Annotated in this window: 11 protein-coding genes and 1 pseudogene; 5 read left to right on the top strand and 7 right to left on the bottom strand. The window is 57.0% G+C overall.

Going from position 1 to position 14,445, the window contains the following annotated elements:
* Positions 1-663 precede the first annotated feature (663 nt).
* Positions 664-1,470: a transposase gene (locus tag M7Q83_RS02370; protein WP_298334978.1), complete on the bottom strand. Its 807-nt coding sequence runs from the start codon at positions 1,468-1,470 to the stop codon at positions 664-666.
* 146 nt (positions 1,471-1,616) lie between these two features.
* Here M7Q83_RS02370 and tcmP point away from each other — a divergent pair, with 146 nt between their 5' ends.
* Positions 1,617-2,594, top strand: coding sequence for a three-Cys-motif partner protein TcmP (gene tcmP / locus M7Q83_RS02365; protein WP_298334976.1), 978 nt, complete (start codon positions 1,617-1,619; stop codon positions 2,592-2,594).
* Here the strand turns inward: tcmP and M7Q83_RS14175 are convergent.
* Together M7Q83_RS14175 and M7Q83_RS02360 are read right to left on the bottom strand one after the other, a co-directional pair.
* Positions 2,591-3,336, bottom strand: a pseudogene (locus M7Q83_RS14175) (phage Gp37/Gp68 family protein). The gene tcmP and the pseudogene M7Q83_RS14175 overlap by 4 nt on opposite strands.
* A 222-nt stretch (positions 3,337-3,558) precedes the next feature.
* Positions 3,559-4,944 (bottom strand): IS1634 family transposase, encoded by a 1,386-nt coding sequence (locus M7Q83_RS02360; protein WP_298334974.1) that lies wholly within the window; start codon positions 4,942-4,944, stop codon positions 3,559-3,561.
* Positions 4,945-5,017: 73 nt separating this feature from the next.
* Here M7Q83_RS02360 and M7Q83_RS02355 point away from each other — a divergent pair, with 73 nt between their 5' ends.
* On the top strand, positions 5,018-5,359 hold the full coding sequence (locus M7Q83_RS02355) for a DUF6788 family protein (RefSeq protein ID WP_298334972.1): 342 nt from the start codon (positions 5,018-5,020) through the stop codon (positions 5,357-5,359).
* A 159-nt stretch (positions 5,360-5,518) separates the two neighbouring features.
* Here the strand turns inward: M7Q83_RS02355 and M7Q83_RS02350 are convergent, their stop codons facing one another.
* The 3 genes from M7Q83_RS02350 to M7Q83_RS02340 all read right to left on the bottom strand — a co-directional run bounded on the left by M7Q83_RS02350 (position 5,519) and on the right by M7Q83_RS02340 (position 10,401).
* Positions 5,519-6,961, bottom strand: coding sequence for an aldehyde dehydrogenase family protein (locus M7Q83_RS02350; RefSeq protein WP_298334968.1), 1,443 nt, complete (start codon positions 6,959-6,961; stop codon positions 5,519-5,521).
* A 105-nt stretch (positions 6,962-7,066) separates the two neighbouring features.
* The gene (locus M7Q83_RS02345) at positions 7,067-8,995 is read right to left on the bottom strand and encodes an ABC transporter substrate-binding protein (protein WP_298334966.1); all 1,929 of its coding nucleotides are present in this window, start codon (positions 8,993-8,995) and stop codon (positions 7,067-7,069) included.
* Positions 8,996-9,633: 638 nt separating this feature from the next.
* A complete protein-coding gene (locus M7Q83_RS02340) occupies positions 9,634-10,401 on the bottom strand; it encodes an alpha/beta fold hydrolase (RefSeq protein ID WP_298334964.1) in 768 nt (255 codons plus the stop codon).
* Positions 10,402-10,433: 32 nt separating this feature from the next.
* Between M7Q83_RS02340 and menD the strand changes: the two genes are divergently transcribed.
* Both menD and tyrS read left to right on the top strand, forming a co-directional pair.
* Positions 10,434-12,236, top strand: a complete 1,803-nt coding sequence (gene menD, locus M7Q83_RS02335; protein ID WP_298334962.1) for a 2-succinyl-5-enolpyruvyl-6-hydroxy-3-cyclohexene-1-carboxylic-acid synthase — start codon at positions 10,434-10,436, stop codon at positions 12,234-12,236.
* The gene (tyrS, locus tag M7Q83_RS02330; protein WP_298334960.1) at positions 12,233-13,501 is read left to right on the top strand and encodes a tyrosine--tRNA ligase; all 1,269 of its coding nucleotides are present in this window, start codon (positions 12,233-12,235) and stop codon (positions 13,499-13,501) included. Before menD ends, tyrS begins: the two co-directional genes overlap by 4 nt.
* Here the strand turns inward: tyrS and M7Q83_RS02325 are convergent.
* Positions 13,471-13,911, bottom strand: coding sequence for an HIT family protein (locus M7Q83_RS02325; protein ID WP_298334958.1), 441 nt, complete (start codon positions 13,909-13,911; stop codon positions 13,471-13,473). The two genes, tyrS and M7Q83_RS02325, sit on opposite strands and share 31 nt — an antisense overlap.
* Between M7Q83_RS02325 and M7Q83_RS02320 the strand changes: the two genes are divergently transcribed.
* On the top strand, positions 13,910-14,428 hold the full coding sequence (locus M7Q83_RS02320) for a flavin reductase (RefSeq protein ID WP_298334957.1): 519 nt from the start codon (positions 13,910-13,912) through the stop codon (positions 14,426-14,428). The two genes, M7Q83_RS02325 and M7Q83_RS02320, sit on opposite strands and share 2 nt — an antisense overlap.
* Positions 14,429-14,445 lie beyond the last annotated feature (17 nt).

Genomic DNA, 14,445 nt, shown 5'->3' with positions numbered 1-14,445 from the left:
GTCGTAGACGAGGTTATACAGGTCACAGAACCGACGATTAGGGGCATCGGTCGCCCATTGGTGTAGCTTGGTCTGCATTCCCAGTACTGTGACCTTGGCTTCATCGAGCGTTGGCCAACATGCGTCGGTATTCACCGGCGACCTCCTGGCATTGCAGTACTTCTACTACAGGTTCGCTGGATTCCTTCGCCTTGTGGACGGCTTTCCCGTCCTCTGACTACTACGAATCCTCCGCCCCATCCCAAGGCCATCAGCCGACGGTGGGCCTGCCCGTCTCCGCACTGGATGTGCAAGAGCGAGGGCGATCTCGGGATGGTTCCCATGTTCACCATGTTTCCTTTGTCAGGATGGGTGCCCAGCTCTTCCGCTGCGGCCTCGTCATGGTTACGCCGCAGGCCTTCACCATGACCTCGTACACTGACATAAATAATCATTGCACGAGTTGTCCCTCCTAGTACATAGGAAGGATACGCACCGCTGCCCGACCCATATCCACCAGATTTGGGGTCGGTTCCACGCTTAAGCGGGTTCAACCACTGGTTCACTTTCGTTACACCTCTCTGTCTTGCTAGCCGGACCCGAACCGTCTGGTAGTACCAATTCGTCCCGTCGTTGTCAGGGCTGCTTCCTGCCCTCCCGAGCACCTCCTCGGTTAGACTGCCCTCAGCTTCGCTGGGATGCTGCGACATCCCAAAGGCGGTGTCCTTTCATCACCGCAGGAATACATGGCGCCTCATGGCGCACCTTAACCACATGAAATGGATCGAGACAGATTTGGGCGTTAGGTGCCTTCTCACGGAAGGCCTTGGCAAAGGCTGGGCCGAGGTCCATGGTAGCTGCTTTGATATTGGCGGTTCGCTCTTTGCCCAGGTCATTAAAGAATTCATCGAGACTCTTGGCCTTCTTCCCCTCTGCCCCGTAGACAATCTTGCCTGAATCATGGTTGGTGACAAGCGTGAGATAGTTATGGTGTTTACGGAAACTGATCTCATCAACCCCGACGACGAAGAGGTCATCAAGACGATTGGGGTTGAGCTCTTCGGCGACCACTCGTTCACAGATTGTCCCTACCGTGCGCCAGGCGACTCGGAGCAGTCTCGTAACCGTGGTTTTATCCATCTTTGCAGTTGCCCAAACTACGAGGTGCTCAAAGTCTCTCGTGAAGCGAGACTCCCCAACTGGTCGGGCAAAGGGTACTGCCTCGGTGATGACTCCGTGGGTGGGGCACCGGAGCCGCCTCAATTGGCACGACAGCCACGTCTGGTGAGCCCCCATGTCGAGGTGTCGCCATCGCGAGTCCAGCGTTCTCGTGTCATAACAGGCCCGGGTCACATAGGAGCATTTCGGGCACACGAGGCTCGACCGAGTGAGCCTGAGCTTGATCACCAGAATGCCGGAACCCAACAAAACTTCAGTCACGGTGACACCACGAAGGCCTAGCATCTGCTTAACTAGAGAGGTAGCGCGCACGGTTATGGAACTCCTTATTTGGTAGCTAACACCATCAAATCTAGAGCTCCCAAACCGTGTGCGTTCCTTATGCGGCTATTTCAGCCCCAATTACCCCCGTTGAACTGGGACTACGGCTCAGATCCTGGTGAAATCCATCCACATGAATGTCAGGAGAGCCTGGTTTTGCTGGTCCTGGTCGCTATGCAGGCGGCGAGGATGGAAGCCCATTGCTGGCATTGAAGTCTCTTATTGGGCACAAGAGTTTTGCCGCTTGGCATTCCACTCAGTTCAAATTCATATTCATCGAAAGTGACCGCACCGAGTGCGAGCAACTGAAGGAGGAACTGCGCGATTACTTTTCATCTGTGTCGCGGCCGCCCAATGTTTGCTATAAAAGTTATCAGGGTGACTTCAGCGAGTTGATTTCGAGGCTGCGTGCCACCGGGGTAGTTGCCAAGGATTCCCCACTGCTCGCTTTTGTCGATCCATTTGGGTACGGGGCAGTGCCGATGGATGTAATAGCTCCAATGGTGCGGCCGCGCTGGAGTGAGATCTTGATCAACTTGAGTACCGATCCTATCAACCGGTTCTTTGAGCAAGGTAGCGTAGAGGTGGCTCTCAACAGATTATTCGGTCTGACTACGGAGGCACGGATCAAGAATTTCCCGAGCGATGACAGAGCGGGGGCCATAGCGAGGCTATACATTGATCGCCTCAGTGACGAAGCTGAATTTGGTTTTACACGGGAGTTCGTCATGGAGTTCCCACCTGGACATGTCGGCTATCACTTGGTTGTTGGCTCTCATTCAATCGACGGGCTTGAGGCTGTTAAGGCAGCCATGTGGAAAGTTGACCCCTCTGGAGCATTCAGATTCGCGGATCACTTGGCGGGGCAACGGTTCCTGTTTACGGGTGACAATATCGATTTCGAACCGTTACGTGCCGCGCTTATCCAGCAGTTCGGTGGCAGGACCGTGTCGATCGAAGAAATTATTGACTTCGTAGTTCTGGAGACCCCATTTCTCAGGACGCACGTGAAAACGCGTGTCCTGGTGCCTATGCAGAGAGCGGGCCAAATCGTGGGTGTAAATCAGTCAAAGAGAAATCAGTACCCAAATGGGACTACAGTTCGCTTTTGCTAATGGCAAGTCGCAGAGTGTAAAGCTGGCATTTGTCCCCACAACCGACCGTCGATTTCGCGTCCGTTTTCTTTGGGAGTGCGACCACCCCACTGCTTGAAGAAGAATGCAACCCCCGCATCGCAGCAGTCGTCACGGATCGACCGCACCCAATCTGTTTCAACTGGTCTAGCTCGTGGTCCAGATTCACCCCCAACGATGACCCAGTCAATACCTTCAAGATCAAGGGTTACCGGACCAAGGAGCGGCTCAACAGAAAGGAAGCGCACCGCAGCCGGCACCTGCTTGAGGATACGGGCGCGAAATGCGTACTGCTGATTCTCGACCGAAACACCCATCCATATATTTGGAGGCCAAGGCAACTGGTCCGCAATACGGAGTAGACGCTGCGGTCGTTTCGTGAGGACTTGATACGTATGTTGCGGCGTCGTGCTCATGACCTGAAAGACACGTTGGAGGAAGTCAAGTGGCACTCGGTCGTGGAATAAGTCGCTCATCGAGTTTACGAATACGGTTGTGGGCGTGCGCCATGAGAAGGGAAGCTTGAGGGCGTTCTCGTGTATCGTGAGATCAAAGCCAGGGCACTAGTGCGCGGATCTCCGTCATTCTGATACTTCGGTTGACCCATCGCCTTGAGCCGCTTCGCAAGTGTTAAGGCATAGCAATTCTCGCACCCAGGAGATATCCGGGCTTTCAGCACATGCAGGACTGCTGTTCCCACCCACCATGACCTGTAACTCTTTATCGGGGCCTACGGGGATCGACGCCGAGGAGTTCGAGGAGCTGTGCTTGTAGAGGAGGTGGCCGTGGGATCTCGGGTGGGCTCGTTGCGGCCGCTGGTATTAGCCGCAGACGTGCGAGGGCAGTGAAGATGAGTCGACCTGTTGGTTTGGCTGGCTGGCCTGCCCACAGCCCGGCGAGCTTGACCGCGGGACTGAGAGCCAGACGTACTTGGCGTTCGACGAGGCTAAAGATGAGCAGTGCTAGGCAGATGACGCTGATAAGTGCCTCGATACGGCGATTGTTCGCATAAATTCATAGGCGCGACGGCAATCGGGCCCTTGAAGTTGTGATAGCGCCTCTCGGGTGTCTCTTGCCCCTTGTAGCGGTAGAACACCTCAGCAGTGCTGACCTCAGAGCCAAGATTGGTGAGCAATGCATACCATCCGTCTGTGGAAGCCTCGGCGCTAAGCGCTACCTCGTCGAAGTGCCACTCCAAGATGGGCTTGGCCGTCACTGGGTCAGTGCTGACGGTCGTTCTCAACGAGCCCTTCACCCGACGCTCTCGTGCGATAACCGCGACCCGTTCAATGACCTCTTTCTCGGTCGGGTAGTACCGGCCTCCGAGTCCTCGCCCCAGGCGATCGAGATCACCGCGGGCCCGCTCGAGCTTCTTTGCTCGGGCCTTGGCGGCGGCGCCGGCCCGGGCGCTTGACCATACAAATACCCGGCGCAGATGAAGATCGGGTTCGGCCTTCTTTTTACCCTGAATGACCATGGTGTCCTCTAACACCCGATAGGAACCCCGCTTGCCTTCTGCCTTGTTGGCGTCACGCTCAGCCACGTAGTCGACAGGAACACCAGCGTCGAAGTCGCACTCAGCCAGCACCTCGGCACCCACGTAGGTCTTTGATGCCGGAGCGATGAAGCTCACCTTGGCAGCGATCATCGCGGCCAAGTTCGTATAGGACACCAGCTTGGAGTCACCGACCATCAAGAACTGACGTGTCCCGGCGAGCTTGGACAGTGCCTCCATCGCCGGAACCACCTGGGCGACTTCTCCGGCTCCGCCGTCATAGGCCCGGTGCCAGATAGGGATCCCGCCATCCGCGCTAACCGCGAGTCCGGCCTGGATCTGCAACAGGTCGGGTCGATGGTCCTTTGGATGCCCAAAACGGGGCTCGATGTAGTCATGATCCGGCGACGTATAGGCGCCATAGAGGCTGATCGAGGTCATGTCCCAGTGGATGCGCCCAACATCGACACCGAACTCAGTGATCGCCTGAGCGCCAATGGAACCGACAACCCCTAAAAGCTCAGGGGCGAGGGCATCGAGCGCCCGGCCGATACGGTCGTCGTTTAGGACTTCGGGCGTTATGGAGAACACCTCTTCGACTGCCCAGGCTCGTGCCCAGTCCTCTACATGGACCAGTGGAGTGGGAGAGGTCAGGCGGTTAGCCACCAAGGCCTCGATCACCTGGCCATGGGTGACATAGGCGATGTCGCGCACCGGAGCAGCACGATCGACGATGCCGGCGATGTCGAGACGTCGGCAGAACGCAGCTATGACCGGGAGCGCCCCGAGCGCCTTCTCCACACTGACTGGCCCATAACGGATCTGGCGTCTTGGCACGGTGATCTCCTCGATGATGATTGCTTGGCGTTCTTGAAGCGTGTACACTTCAAGAATAGCACACGAGGAGATGATGACGGAGACATTTGCACGACAACAACAAGCGCAGGCACAGATCGCCGCTGAATTGGGTGAGATAGGTTTTGCTCTACCAGGCAGCCTGGTGTGGCGCACCACCGCGTGTGGTAGATCTGGTTGTCACTGCCAGGACGACCCACCGGTCTTGCACGGACCTTACCTCACCTGGACCCGGGCAGTAGCTGGCAAGACCGTGACCCGCAAGATCAGCGAAGACCAGCAGGTCCGCTACCAGGCGTGGTTCGACAACGCTCGCAAACTCCGTCGCCTTGTCAGTGAGCTTGAGGCTCTGTCTCTCCAGACATTCGACCTGCTCGAGGGGGGCAACAAGCGCTGACCATGTCCTCAAGAGAAGTGGTAGCACCCTTCGCCCTTGCATGTGCTGAAAGCCCGGCTAGCGCAGTGGAATCCGACATCAGTTGCAGGATTCTCCCACCCGAGGATAGTGAATCGCGATGTTTCGTTCTTCTGGGCCGGGTTGATCGAGTTGGTGTATCTATGACAGGTCGATCACGCCGGTCCGTAGATCTGACATCTCCATGAGGGTATATTTGCCGCCGATACGTCCCCAACCTGTGGCGCTACCTCCCGCTCCGCCAAAGGGCATATTGATGTCCCAAAAGCCGGTGGAGTCATTGACGATTACCTGGCCCACGCGCAGTTTCTCCATGAAAAAATAGGCTCTGCGGGTGCTCTCCGTGAAGACCGCCGCTTGGAGTCCAAGCGGATCTCGGTTGGCGACTGCGAGCAGTTCTTCGTCTCCAGATGCGGAGAGGATGGGGACAACGGGACCGAAGGTCTCTTCCCGAGCGACAAGCATCTCCTCGCGCACGTCGTCGATGACGGTCAACTCGTAGTAAAGGTCCGTGGGCATTCCTGGCTTGTGTCCTCCACCGGTGAGAATCGAAGCGCCATGGGCTCGCGCGTCGGCAAGGTGTCGGTCCATCTTCTTGGCCACCTCTTGATTGTTCAGTGGGCCGAGCATGGTGTCGTTGTCGAACGGATCACCGAGACGAACCTTCTCCGCCTCACTGAGGCAGAGGGAGACAAACTCATCATGGACTGATGCATCGACCAACACTCGTTCTGTGGCGCAGCACACCTGTCCGGCGCAAAAATAGGCACCGTAGACTGCGGCTTTGGCCGCTTTCGCAAGGTCGGCATCCGAGCAGACGATCAGTGGACCATTGCCGGAGCACTCCATGACCGTGCGCTTGAGACCCGACCGCGACTGAATCCGTGCTCCAGTGACGGATGAGCCAATAAAGCCAACCGCGTCGATATCAGGATGGGTTACCAACAGATCCCCAAGTTCTCCACCGCCTGGTAGTACGTTCACGAGTCCTGAGGGAACGCCCGCCTCCTCGAAGCATTCCAGCGTTGCTAAGACGGTCATCGCTGTATGGGTAGGTGGCTTTACGATGTGTGCGTTACCGGTTGCGAGCCCCGGTGCGACAAATTCGGCCATCATCAGGACAGGAAAATTCCAAGGGGTAATGATCGCCCAGGTGCCGACAGGGCGGTAGAAGGTGAACATCCTCTTCTTCGGATCTGAAGAGGGCATGGTCTCGCCATGAAATCGTAACAGATCCTCGGCGTGAAGATGATAGAGTTGGCTAGCCTCCTTGATGTCGGCGATCGACTCGGAGAGGGGTTTCCCCTGTTCGAGCGTGTGAAGTTCTGCAAACTCGTCGATGCGACGCGCGATAGCTTCTCCGATGCGATGACAGATCTCTGCCCGTTGCCACGGCCCAACCTCGGACCACGTTGCTTGGGCGCGTCGCGCCGCCATCACGGCCATTGTGACCTCGTGCTTGCCAGCGATGGCTACGTTCGCAATGGGCTCTCCTGTTGCTGGGCTGGTAACGACGACAACCTCCCCTGACTGGGGCACATACATTGCACCATCGATGTAACAACCCAACTCTTGAACAGTCATGGCGTCTCCCCTTCGTTCAGTGATTCCACCACCAGTGAGCTCCGACAAAGAGGGTCGCTTTGCAACCTGCTGGAGCTATGACCATTGCGCGTGGCGTCACTGTGCTCACGATTTCGTGAAGTACCAGGTGGAGGGACGGAAGTTGGCATACGGATTCAAGGGATACCAGCCACCCAAGCTGTTCTTTGCAACGACAATCTCGTAGTCTGCCAGCGGCCACCAGAGGGAAGCTACTTGTTTTGTTAGGTACTCCTCATCTGCATAGAGCGGCTGCAGCCCTGGCTGCTCATGGGCGGCGGTGATCAGTTGGTTCGCCTCCTTTGAGTCGTAGCCGCCCGCCCAATAGTTACCCTTGCCGAACTCGTTGCCACCCGCGGGGATGATCTCGTACTGTCCAAAATCCCACATGTAGGCGGAGTAACCTGCCATGCCCCAGTTGCAAGGGCCTGGGGGACATACCCCATCATTGGAGTACATGCTGGTCAGCGATTGGCCGGTCAGTGAGACATCAATGCCAGCCTGTGCTGCCGCGCTCACGAATGCCTCGACCTGTGAAAGGTAGCTTTGTACGCCAGTCTGGTAGGTGAAGGAGATGGTGAAGACCTTCCCCTTTGGGATCCCTGGGCCACATTCGTTGCTGGCATCGCCAGGGCGCTCGCAGACGTCGACGCCGCTGGAGTTCTTGACCCAACCATGGTCAGTTAAGAGTGTTTTTGCCGCTGAAATGCTATAGGGATACGGATCAGATTGAAGGCCTGGTGCGACAAGATCCGAATTGGGGTAGACAGGAGCGACACCGTAGTCGAGCAAGCCATAGCCATGAAGTGTCTGATCCAGATATAGCTTTTCATTCACCAAGTGTTGCATCGCTTGGCGTACGTAGAGCTGGTTTACGAGCGCCTTCCATGGACCGGTGTAGCCGAACTCTACGACTTCGTTATAGAAGTACTTCCAAGGAGCCACCTTAAAACCGTGGGTTTGAAAGTAGCCGATTTGACCAGCATCGCTGTAGGGGATAAACCCAAAGTCGAGAACGCCAGAACGCACGGCATCGGTCTCGGCGGTATCTGATTGAAAACTATAGATCGAGTAGCCACCGAGATACGGTTTCTCGGGCCCGGTGTAGGCGTGGTTGGCGGAAAAGACGGAGTAGTAGGTTGTAGGGTTGAAGCTTTTTAGAGTCCAGGGCCCATCGACAACCTTCCAGAGTGGGTTGGTGGAGTAGGTCGAAAGGTTGCCAGACTCCTTGTAGAGATACTTGTAGACAGCGGTGGCGCCTGAGGGTGTCGCTGCGTCGTGACCGACGGCGCAAGTCGCGCAGGTTTTGTCCCATACTTGGCGAGGGAGGGGGTAGATCCAAGTGAGTTGGTTCCCGGTGAACCACTCGGGATTGTACGAATGTGCCAAGTGGATCGTGAAGCTATACGGGCCGTTGTAGGTGACACTCCTGATGTCGTCTGGCATCTCGCCAGGGACGTAAGGTGCATAGTCCCCAAGCTTGGCTCCAGCGGCTTCAAGTTCAAAGAAGAAGCGCACATCGCTGGTGGTGACTGGCTGTCCGTCTGACCACTTCCACCCCTGTTTCAGGTCAACCGTGACTTCGGTATCACCATGGGAGTACACAGGGGGATCGGCGATTGAGAGTTTGTAGTTGACGCCCGCTTTACCTCTCGCTCCCGCAAAGTACAGGGGCCGCCAAAGCCCACTCTCCACGTTGGAGTCATAGTCTTCGTAGTTGGCCTCATTCTCCAGTGGGAGTATCCAACTGAACTCCTCTCCAATGGGTAATGCATAGCTAGCGACACCCCCATGAATAGGAGTGCCAGAGGTGCTCTTGACGGTCGTGGTGGTCGATGAACTAGTCGATGCGCTACCACAGGCCGCCAGCAAGAGTGATCCAGTAAAGGCGATGCCAAGAATCTTGAGAAGTCTCGATTGTCTCCATGGTTTGTGATGTGCTTTGTCGTTAGCATTGAGACTCTTGTTATTTCGATTAGAATTTATACTATGTCGATTGGAGTTTGCGAAAACCATTACCGCCCCTGTCAAAATAGGCGCATCATGCCGAGACTGTTGCGCGAATCATATACCCACCAGACTGAGTTGCCACGAAAGCATACTCCACCGCTTTAGTGCTGTCAACAACCAGCGAGGAGTACCTCCGATGCAAAAGCTCAAGCTGAGACTAGCTCCTTTGTTTCGTTAGACCTCCTAGAGTTTGAATCGTTAACGGATCTGAAACAAACCGGCTTACGTTCGCGTTCACTCAAGCTCTCCTGATGGCAAGGCTTCCGTAGGGGCTATAAAATCCGAGGGCAATATGCGAGATATCCAAGATCATCGTGTCGCCCTGGTGTGGGATTATTGACCAAAAGATAGTAGGGGGACGAGATTGGGGATGTCGGGATTGTTGGCAGTGGCGAGAAGATGGTATTGATCGAAGCCACGGTGTTTGCATTCGTCTGCCATGAAGGTGTCGAACCGTGAGGCTGGGAATCGGGCTTGTCGTTGAGTAATCAGGCTCGGCCAATCCCGTACAGCAGACCAGAGTGGCCACAGCGAACGTTCATTCCAGGGTAAGCAGGACTAGTAGACCATTGAGCGATGAGACCCTCGCGCATTTGGGTTACAAGTGGGCTACGGACGTTCTCGATGTTACTTGCGTGCAGGCATCATCGGAGGAAGTGAGCCATTACTTCGGCGACGGTGCCCGGCTGATCATGGAGTACGTCGTGGGCGGCCTGGTCGATCATCTGTACTTCACAGGTGCTCAGTTGGCGCGCCCGATCGGCCATAGCCCGATAGACAGCATCGTTTGCCCCGAAGAGATACAGCAGTTGGGTGGTGGTATCACCTAGCGAGGGGGTGAGATCGGGTTGTTGACCGGTCCCGTAGCTACGGAGAGCACCAGCGAGCTGGCTGGGGCGGTTCATGAGACGGAGCCGGATGTCGCTTTCGGTCAAGGTGCGATCCCCAAAAAGCGGTGCCTGATTCCACTCTTCGAGAAAGGTCTTGAATGCTAGGTTGTGGCTCCCAAGCCCAGCGGTGTAGGGGAGCGAGTCGAGGCGTTGTGCGAGCAGTTCGTCGGAGCTCTGTCGTGTGAGTCGTGCCTCGGTGGAGGTGATGCCGAGGTGGGCGGAGACGATGACCGCGCGTTCGATCACCCCGGGATGGGTCGCGAGCATCCAGAGCGCGAGACGACCCCCCATCGAGTAGCCAAAGAGATCAAAGTGAGGAGCAATGGTGCCCAAGGCGTCGAAGAATTGGTTGGGTTCGTTGGGGCCGATAGGTGTTGCGCCATGGCCAGGACAGTCAACGAACCAGATACGCCGATAGAGTGGCGCGAGGGTTCCCACAAAGTCCTTCACCATCGCGAAGCGGTTCTGAGTAAACCCATGAAGACATACCAGGTCTCCATCCGGTGCACGGGTCTGGACCATGAGAGCCGCTACCGTGGAATCAAGGAGAGTTTGTGAAATCGTCAGCGTCGGCACCCCACCCCCCAACCTCAGAGCCCTCTGGGGCCAATGTTCGTCTCTTTGCCATCCTGCTGGAGCAGCTTAACAGGCTCGGACTCCACCAGGTGGTGCTCGCTCCAGGCTCTCGTTCGACGCCGTTGGCCGTCGCGCTGGCAACTGCTCCTCTGTCGGTTTCGGTCTGCCTGGACGAGCGCGCGGCTGCATTCTTCGCCTGTGGCCTCGCTCGTCGGAGTGGTGCGCCGGTGATGGTGGTGACCACCTCGGGAACGGCGAGTCTTGAACTCCTACCGGCACTCGCGGAGGCCTCTCTCTCCGGTCTTCCGTTGTTGCTGGTGACGGCCGATCGTCCAACCCGACTCAAAGGGGTGAGTGCACCCCAGACACTCGATCAGATCCAAGCCATGGCGAGCTTTGTGCGCGCCACGATCTCGTTGGAGTTTGTCAGCTCGCTTACCCCTCGTGATCTCGCCTCCGTCGCACTCCAGTTGGTCACCGAGTTAGGTGGGGCCCCAAATGGGCCAGGCCCGGTCCACCTGAACGTGGGTATCGAGGAGCCGCTCTTGGGACAGGTAGTCGAGGATGAACAGCGCCAGGCAACGGTACTCCAAGAAGGAGCACGACGCGGTGACATCGCCCTGCATCGCCCTCTCGCGCCTCGCTTAGCAGCGTTAGATCCAGAGGTGGCGAATGAGATCTTTCGCTCTGGGCGCTCGGGATGGTTGCTGCTCGGCGGCGTTAGTGAGAGCACCCATGAGACGATTGCGGCGGCAGAGGCCGTAACTAACCAGTTGGGTTGGACTCTGGCGGTCGATGCACGTACGCCATTGGCCCGGCGGGATACAACGGTGATCCACCTGGATCTACTGACCCGCGGATCCACTCCCACACCGGAAGTGGTGGTCGTGATCGGTGATTTTCCACTGGCTCGCAGCTCCATGAATGCCTTGCGAAGGGTTGTCGAGGCCGGTGGTGACGTGGTGACGCTTGGTGATCGGTTTGTGGTTCGTGATCCGGGGCGTTTTGTGACGGCTGGGTATGTTGCCGATGTAGAGTCGACACTTCAGTCAGTGTTGACAGAGAGCCTGGCACCGGTCGAGAGGTCGCCAGTCGTCTCCGAACGGGTTCAGCTGCTTGCACTCGACCAGAGTATTGACCGCTCGCTGCAGAACTTTGCACAGGATCATCCTGCTACGGAGATCGCGGTCGCCCGCGCGCTCTATGGGTTGTTGGGAGGCGATGAAGCGCTATTTTCCTCCGCATCGATGCCGATTCGGTACCTTGATCAGTTCCGTGGCTATCACTCCGATCCACCGTTGGTGGCGATGAACCGGGGAGCGAATGGGATTGACGGCGTTCTTTCGAGTTATCTAGGGTTCGCCCACGCAGAACCCCAACGCCTCACTGCACTCCTTGTGGGTGATCTCGCTACTCTCTATGACGTCAGCGCCCTCATTCATCTGCCTCTCCCAAGTCGAGGCTTGATTGTGGTACTTGACAACCAAGGTGGGCTCATCTTCGATCAGGTGCCACCGGCTGCGAGCATCGCCGCTGATGTCCAGACGGAGTTTTTTGTGACGCCACCACGCGTGCGCCCAGCATCGGTCCTCGAGGGAATGGGGTTCGAGGTGACGAGGATCACCGCTGCCGCGGACCTTGCCGCGCTGGTGCAACGATCTCGCAACGGCGAGTTCCTTATCGCCGTGCTCGAGGGGACTCGGGCGGCTAGTCACGAGGCTCTCGGTAGTCTTTACGCACAGATCGATCACCAACTCGCAAAGGAGCAGCGCAACCCATGACTCTATCCGAGGACCTTCAGTACCGTGGACTCATCAACCAGATGAGTGCAGAGGGGCTCGTCGAGCGGATGGACTCGGCTCACCTTTCGCTCTACGTCGGCTTTGATCCGACAGCTGACTCCTTGCACCTAGGCAACCTGCTGGGCCTCATTATGTTGCGGAGATTCCAGCGGGCTGGTCATCGCCCGATTATGGTGGCAGGTGGCGGTACTGGGATGATTGGCGATCCCTCCGGGCGCTCCACCGAGCGGACTCTTCTCGATGACGAGACACTGACCAAAAACACTGCGGCAATTCGCCTACAGCTCGAACGTTTTATCGACTTCTCTGGCGAGGCAGCTGGCGTATTGGTCGATAACCGTGAGTGGCTCCAAGACCTCAATCTGATCGACTATCTCCGTGAGTACGGTAAGCACTTCTCTGTTGCGACCATGTTGGCCAAGGATTCGGTCAAGGCGCGTCTTGGCAGCGAAGGGATCTCCTACACCGAGTTCAGCTACATGGTGCTGCAGGCGATCGACTTTCTGGAGCTCAGCCGGCGTTTGGATTGTACGCTGCAGCTGGGCGGCTCTGATCAATGGGGAAACATCACGGCGGGGATCGACCTGATTCGGAGGGTGGATCAACGTGAGGCCTTCGGTTTGACGTGGCCGTTAATCACCAAGGCCGATGGTACGAAGTTCGGTAAATCGGTTGGAGGAGCGATCTGGCTCGATCCTCGCCGGACCTCGCCGTATCAGCTCTATCAGTTTCTTGTTCGCTCCGATGACGTTATGGTGATGTCCTACCTCAAGCAGTTCACCTTTCTCGATCAGGAGGAGATCGCCGAGCTTGATCAGTCCCATCGTGAACACCCCGAACGGCGCGATCCTCACCATCGGCTCGCCTCGGAGCTGGTGACGTTGGTGCACGGCCAGGAGGAGGCTGAGCGGGCTAAACGGGCAAGCCGTTCACTCTTTGTTGGAGAACTTGAGCTGTTGGAACCGGACCTGCTCGAGGAGGCGCTCGGTGAGGCTCCTACCTTGAATGTCGATGCAGTTGAGTTTGAGGAGGGCATCGATCTCATCGAACTCATATCGCGTAGTCCCCTGTTTGTCTCAAGGTCAGAACTGCGACGCACGTTGGGTCAGGGCGGTGTCTATCTCAATGGCGTGGCCCAACGGGAGAGCATCACCGTCACCAAGGATCTGCTGATCGATGGCCGTCTCTTGGTGCTGCGCCGTGGCAAGAAAGATTACTGTTTGGTTCGCTGTGGTGCACAGTAGCCATGGAGTGCATCACGCAGTCGATCGCGATAGTCGATGAGCTCCGTATCAGAGGCGTAGCGTTGGCGGGGCCAGAGGAATCCGCGTAGACCGTCCTTGTGGCGTCTCGGAATAACATGGGTGTGAAGATGTGGTACCGACTGAGAGATGACGGTGTTCGTGACGGTGAGAACGCCGTCTGCTCCAAAAGCGGTCACCGCCGCTCGCGCGACGGCTTGGGTCCTGTGTGCTACCTGTGTCACTGTTTCAGGCGAAGCGACCAAAAGATGCTCCACATGGTCGGTAGGGATCACGAGGGCATGTCCGAGAAAGACCGGCGCATGGTCGAGGAGCACCGACGTCTCTGTGGCAACCTCGACGACGAGCGGATTGTGGGGATCGCTGATCAGGTCGCAGAACGGGCAGAACATGGCTGAGAGTGTAGTAACCGATGATGATGCCCAGCTGCGACGTGCGCTTTGGGCGATGGCATCGGGTCTGTATCTTCTCAGTTTGACGGATGGCGATCGATCCCATCTCATGACGATCTCGCTGGTTATGCAGGTCTCCAAGGAGCCAAGAATCCTTGCGATGTCGGTCGAACGTGGGGCGTTGGCGCTCGAGTTCTTGCATCAGGGCGCAGCCGTCGGGTTGGTCTTCCTCGACGTGGCACAGGTTCCCCTCGCCCGCAAGTTCGCCAAACCTCCAGTTGTCGACGCTGTAGCGATGACTGCGAGCGGTGTACCAGTTGTCCGTGATGAGGTGTCGGGGTTGCTCTTGCCAAGGGATGCCCTTGGTATGGTGCTAGGAAGGGTTGTAGCTATGGACGAGCTAGGTAGCCATTGGCTGATCACGAGTTCAGTCGATAGCATGGTAGTACGCCAACCACTTGAAGCGTGGTCATCAGTGCTGTCGATGTCCGATACTCGAATGCGTTATGGCGGCTAACGAAGCAGGAAAGAGGT

It is taken from the genome of Ferrimicrobium sp., from assembly GCF_027364955.1.
In the GTDB taxonomy this organism is placed as follows: Bacteria; Actinomycetota; Acidimicrobiia; order Acidimicrobiales; family Acidimicrobiaceae; genus Ferrimicrobium.
The sequence above is the reverse complement of the archived record's forward strand: the minus strand, read 5'-3'. Positions and strand labels throughout refer to the sequence as shown.

Coding starts and splice junctions, on each gene's coding strand:
- M7Q83_RS02320 (WP_298334957.1), top strand. CDS start 13,910: ATGGCTGAGAGTGTAGTAACCGATGATGATGCCCAGCTGCGACGTGCG.
- M7Q83_RS02350 (WP_298334968.1), bottom strand. CDS start 6,961: ATGACTGTTCAAGAGTTGGGTTGTTACATCGATGGTGCAATGTATGTG.
- M7Q83_RS02340 (WP_298334964.1), bottom strand. CDS start 10,401: ATGGTCCAGACCCGTGCACCGGATGGAGACCTGGTATGTCTTCATGGG.
- M7Q83_RS02355 (WP_298334972.1), top strand. CDS start 5,018: ATGACGGAGACATTTGCACGACAACAACAAGCGCAGGCACAGATCGCC.
- M7Q83_RS02325 (WP_298334958.1), bottom strand. CDS start 13,911: ATGTTCTGCCCGTTCTGCGACCTGATCAGCGATCCCCACAATCCGCTC.
- tyrS (WP_298334960.1), top strand. CDS start 12,233: ATGACTCTATCCGAGGACCTTCAGTACCGTGGACTCATCAACCAGATG.
- tcmP (WP_298334976.1), top strand. CDS start 1,617: ATGTCAGGAGAGCCTGGTTTTGCTGGTCCTGGTCGCTATGCAGGCGGC.
- M7Q83_RS02345 (WP_298334966.1), bottom strand. CDS start 8,995: ATGGTTTTCGCAAACTCCAATCGACATAGTATAAATTCTAATCGAAAT.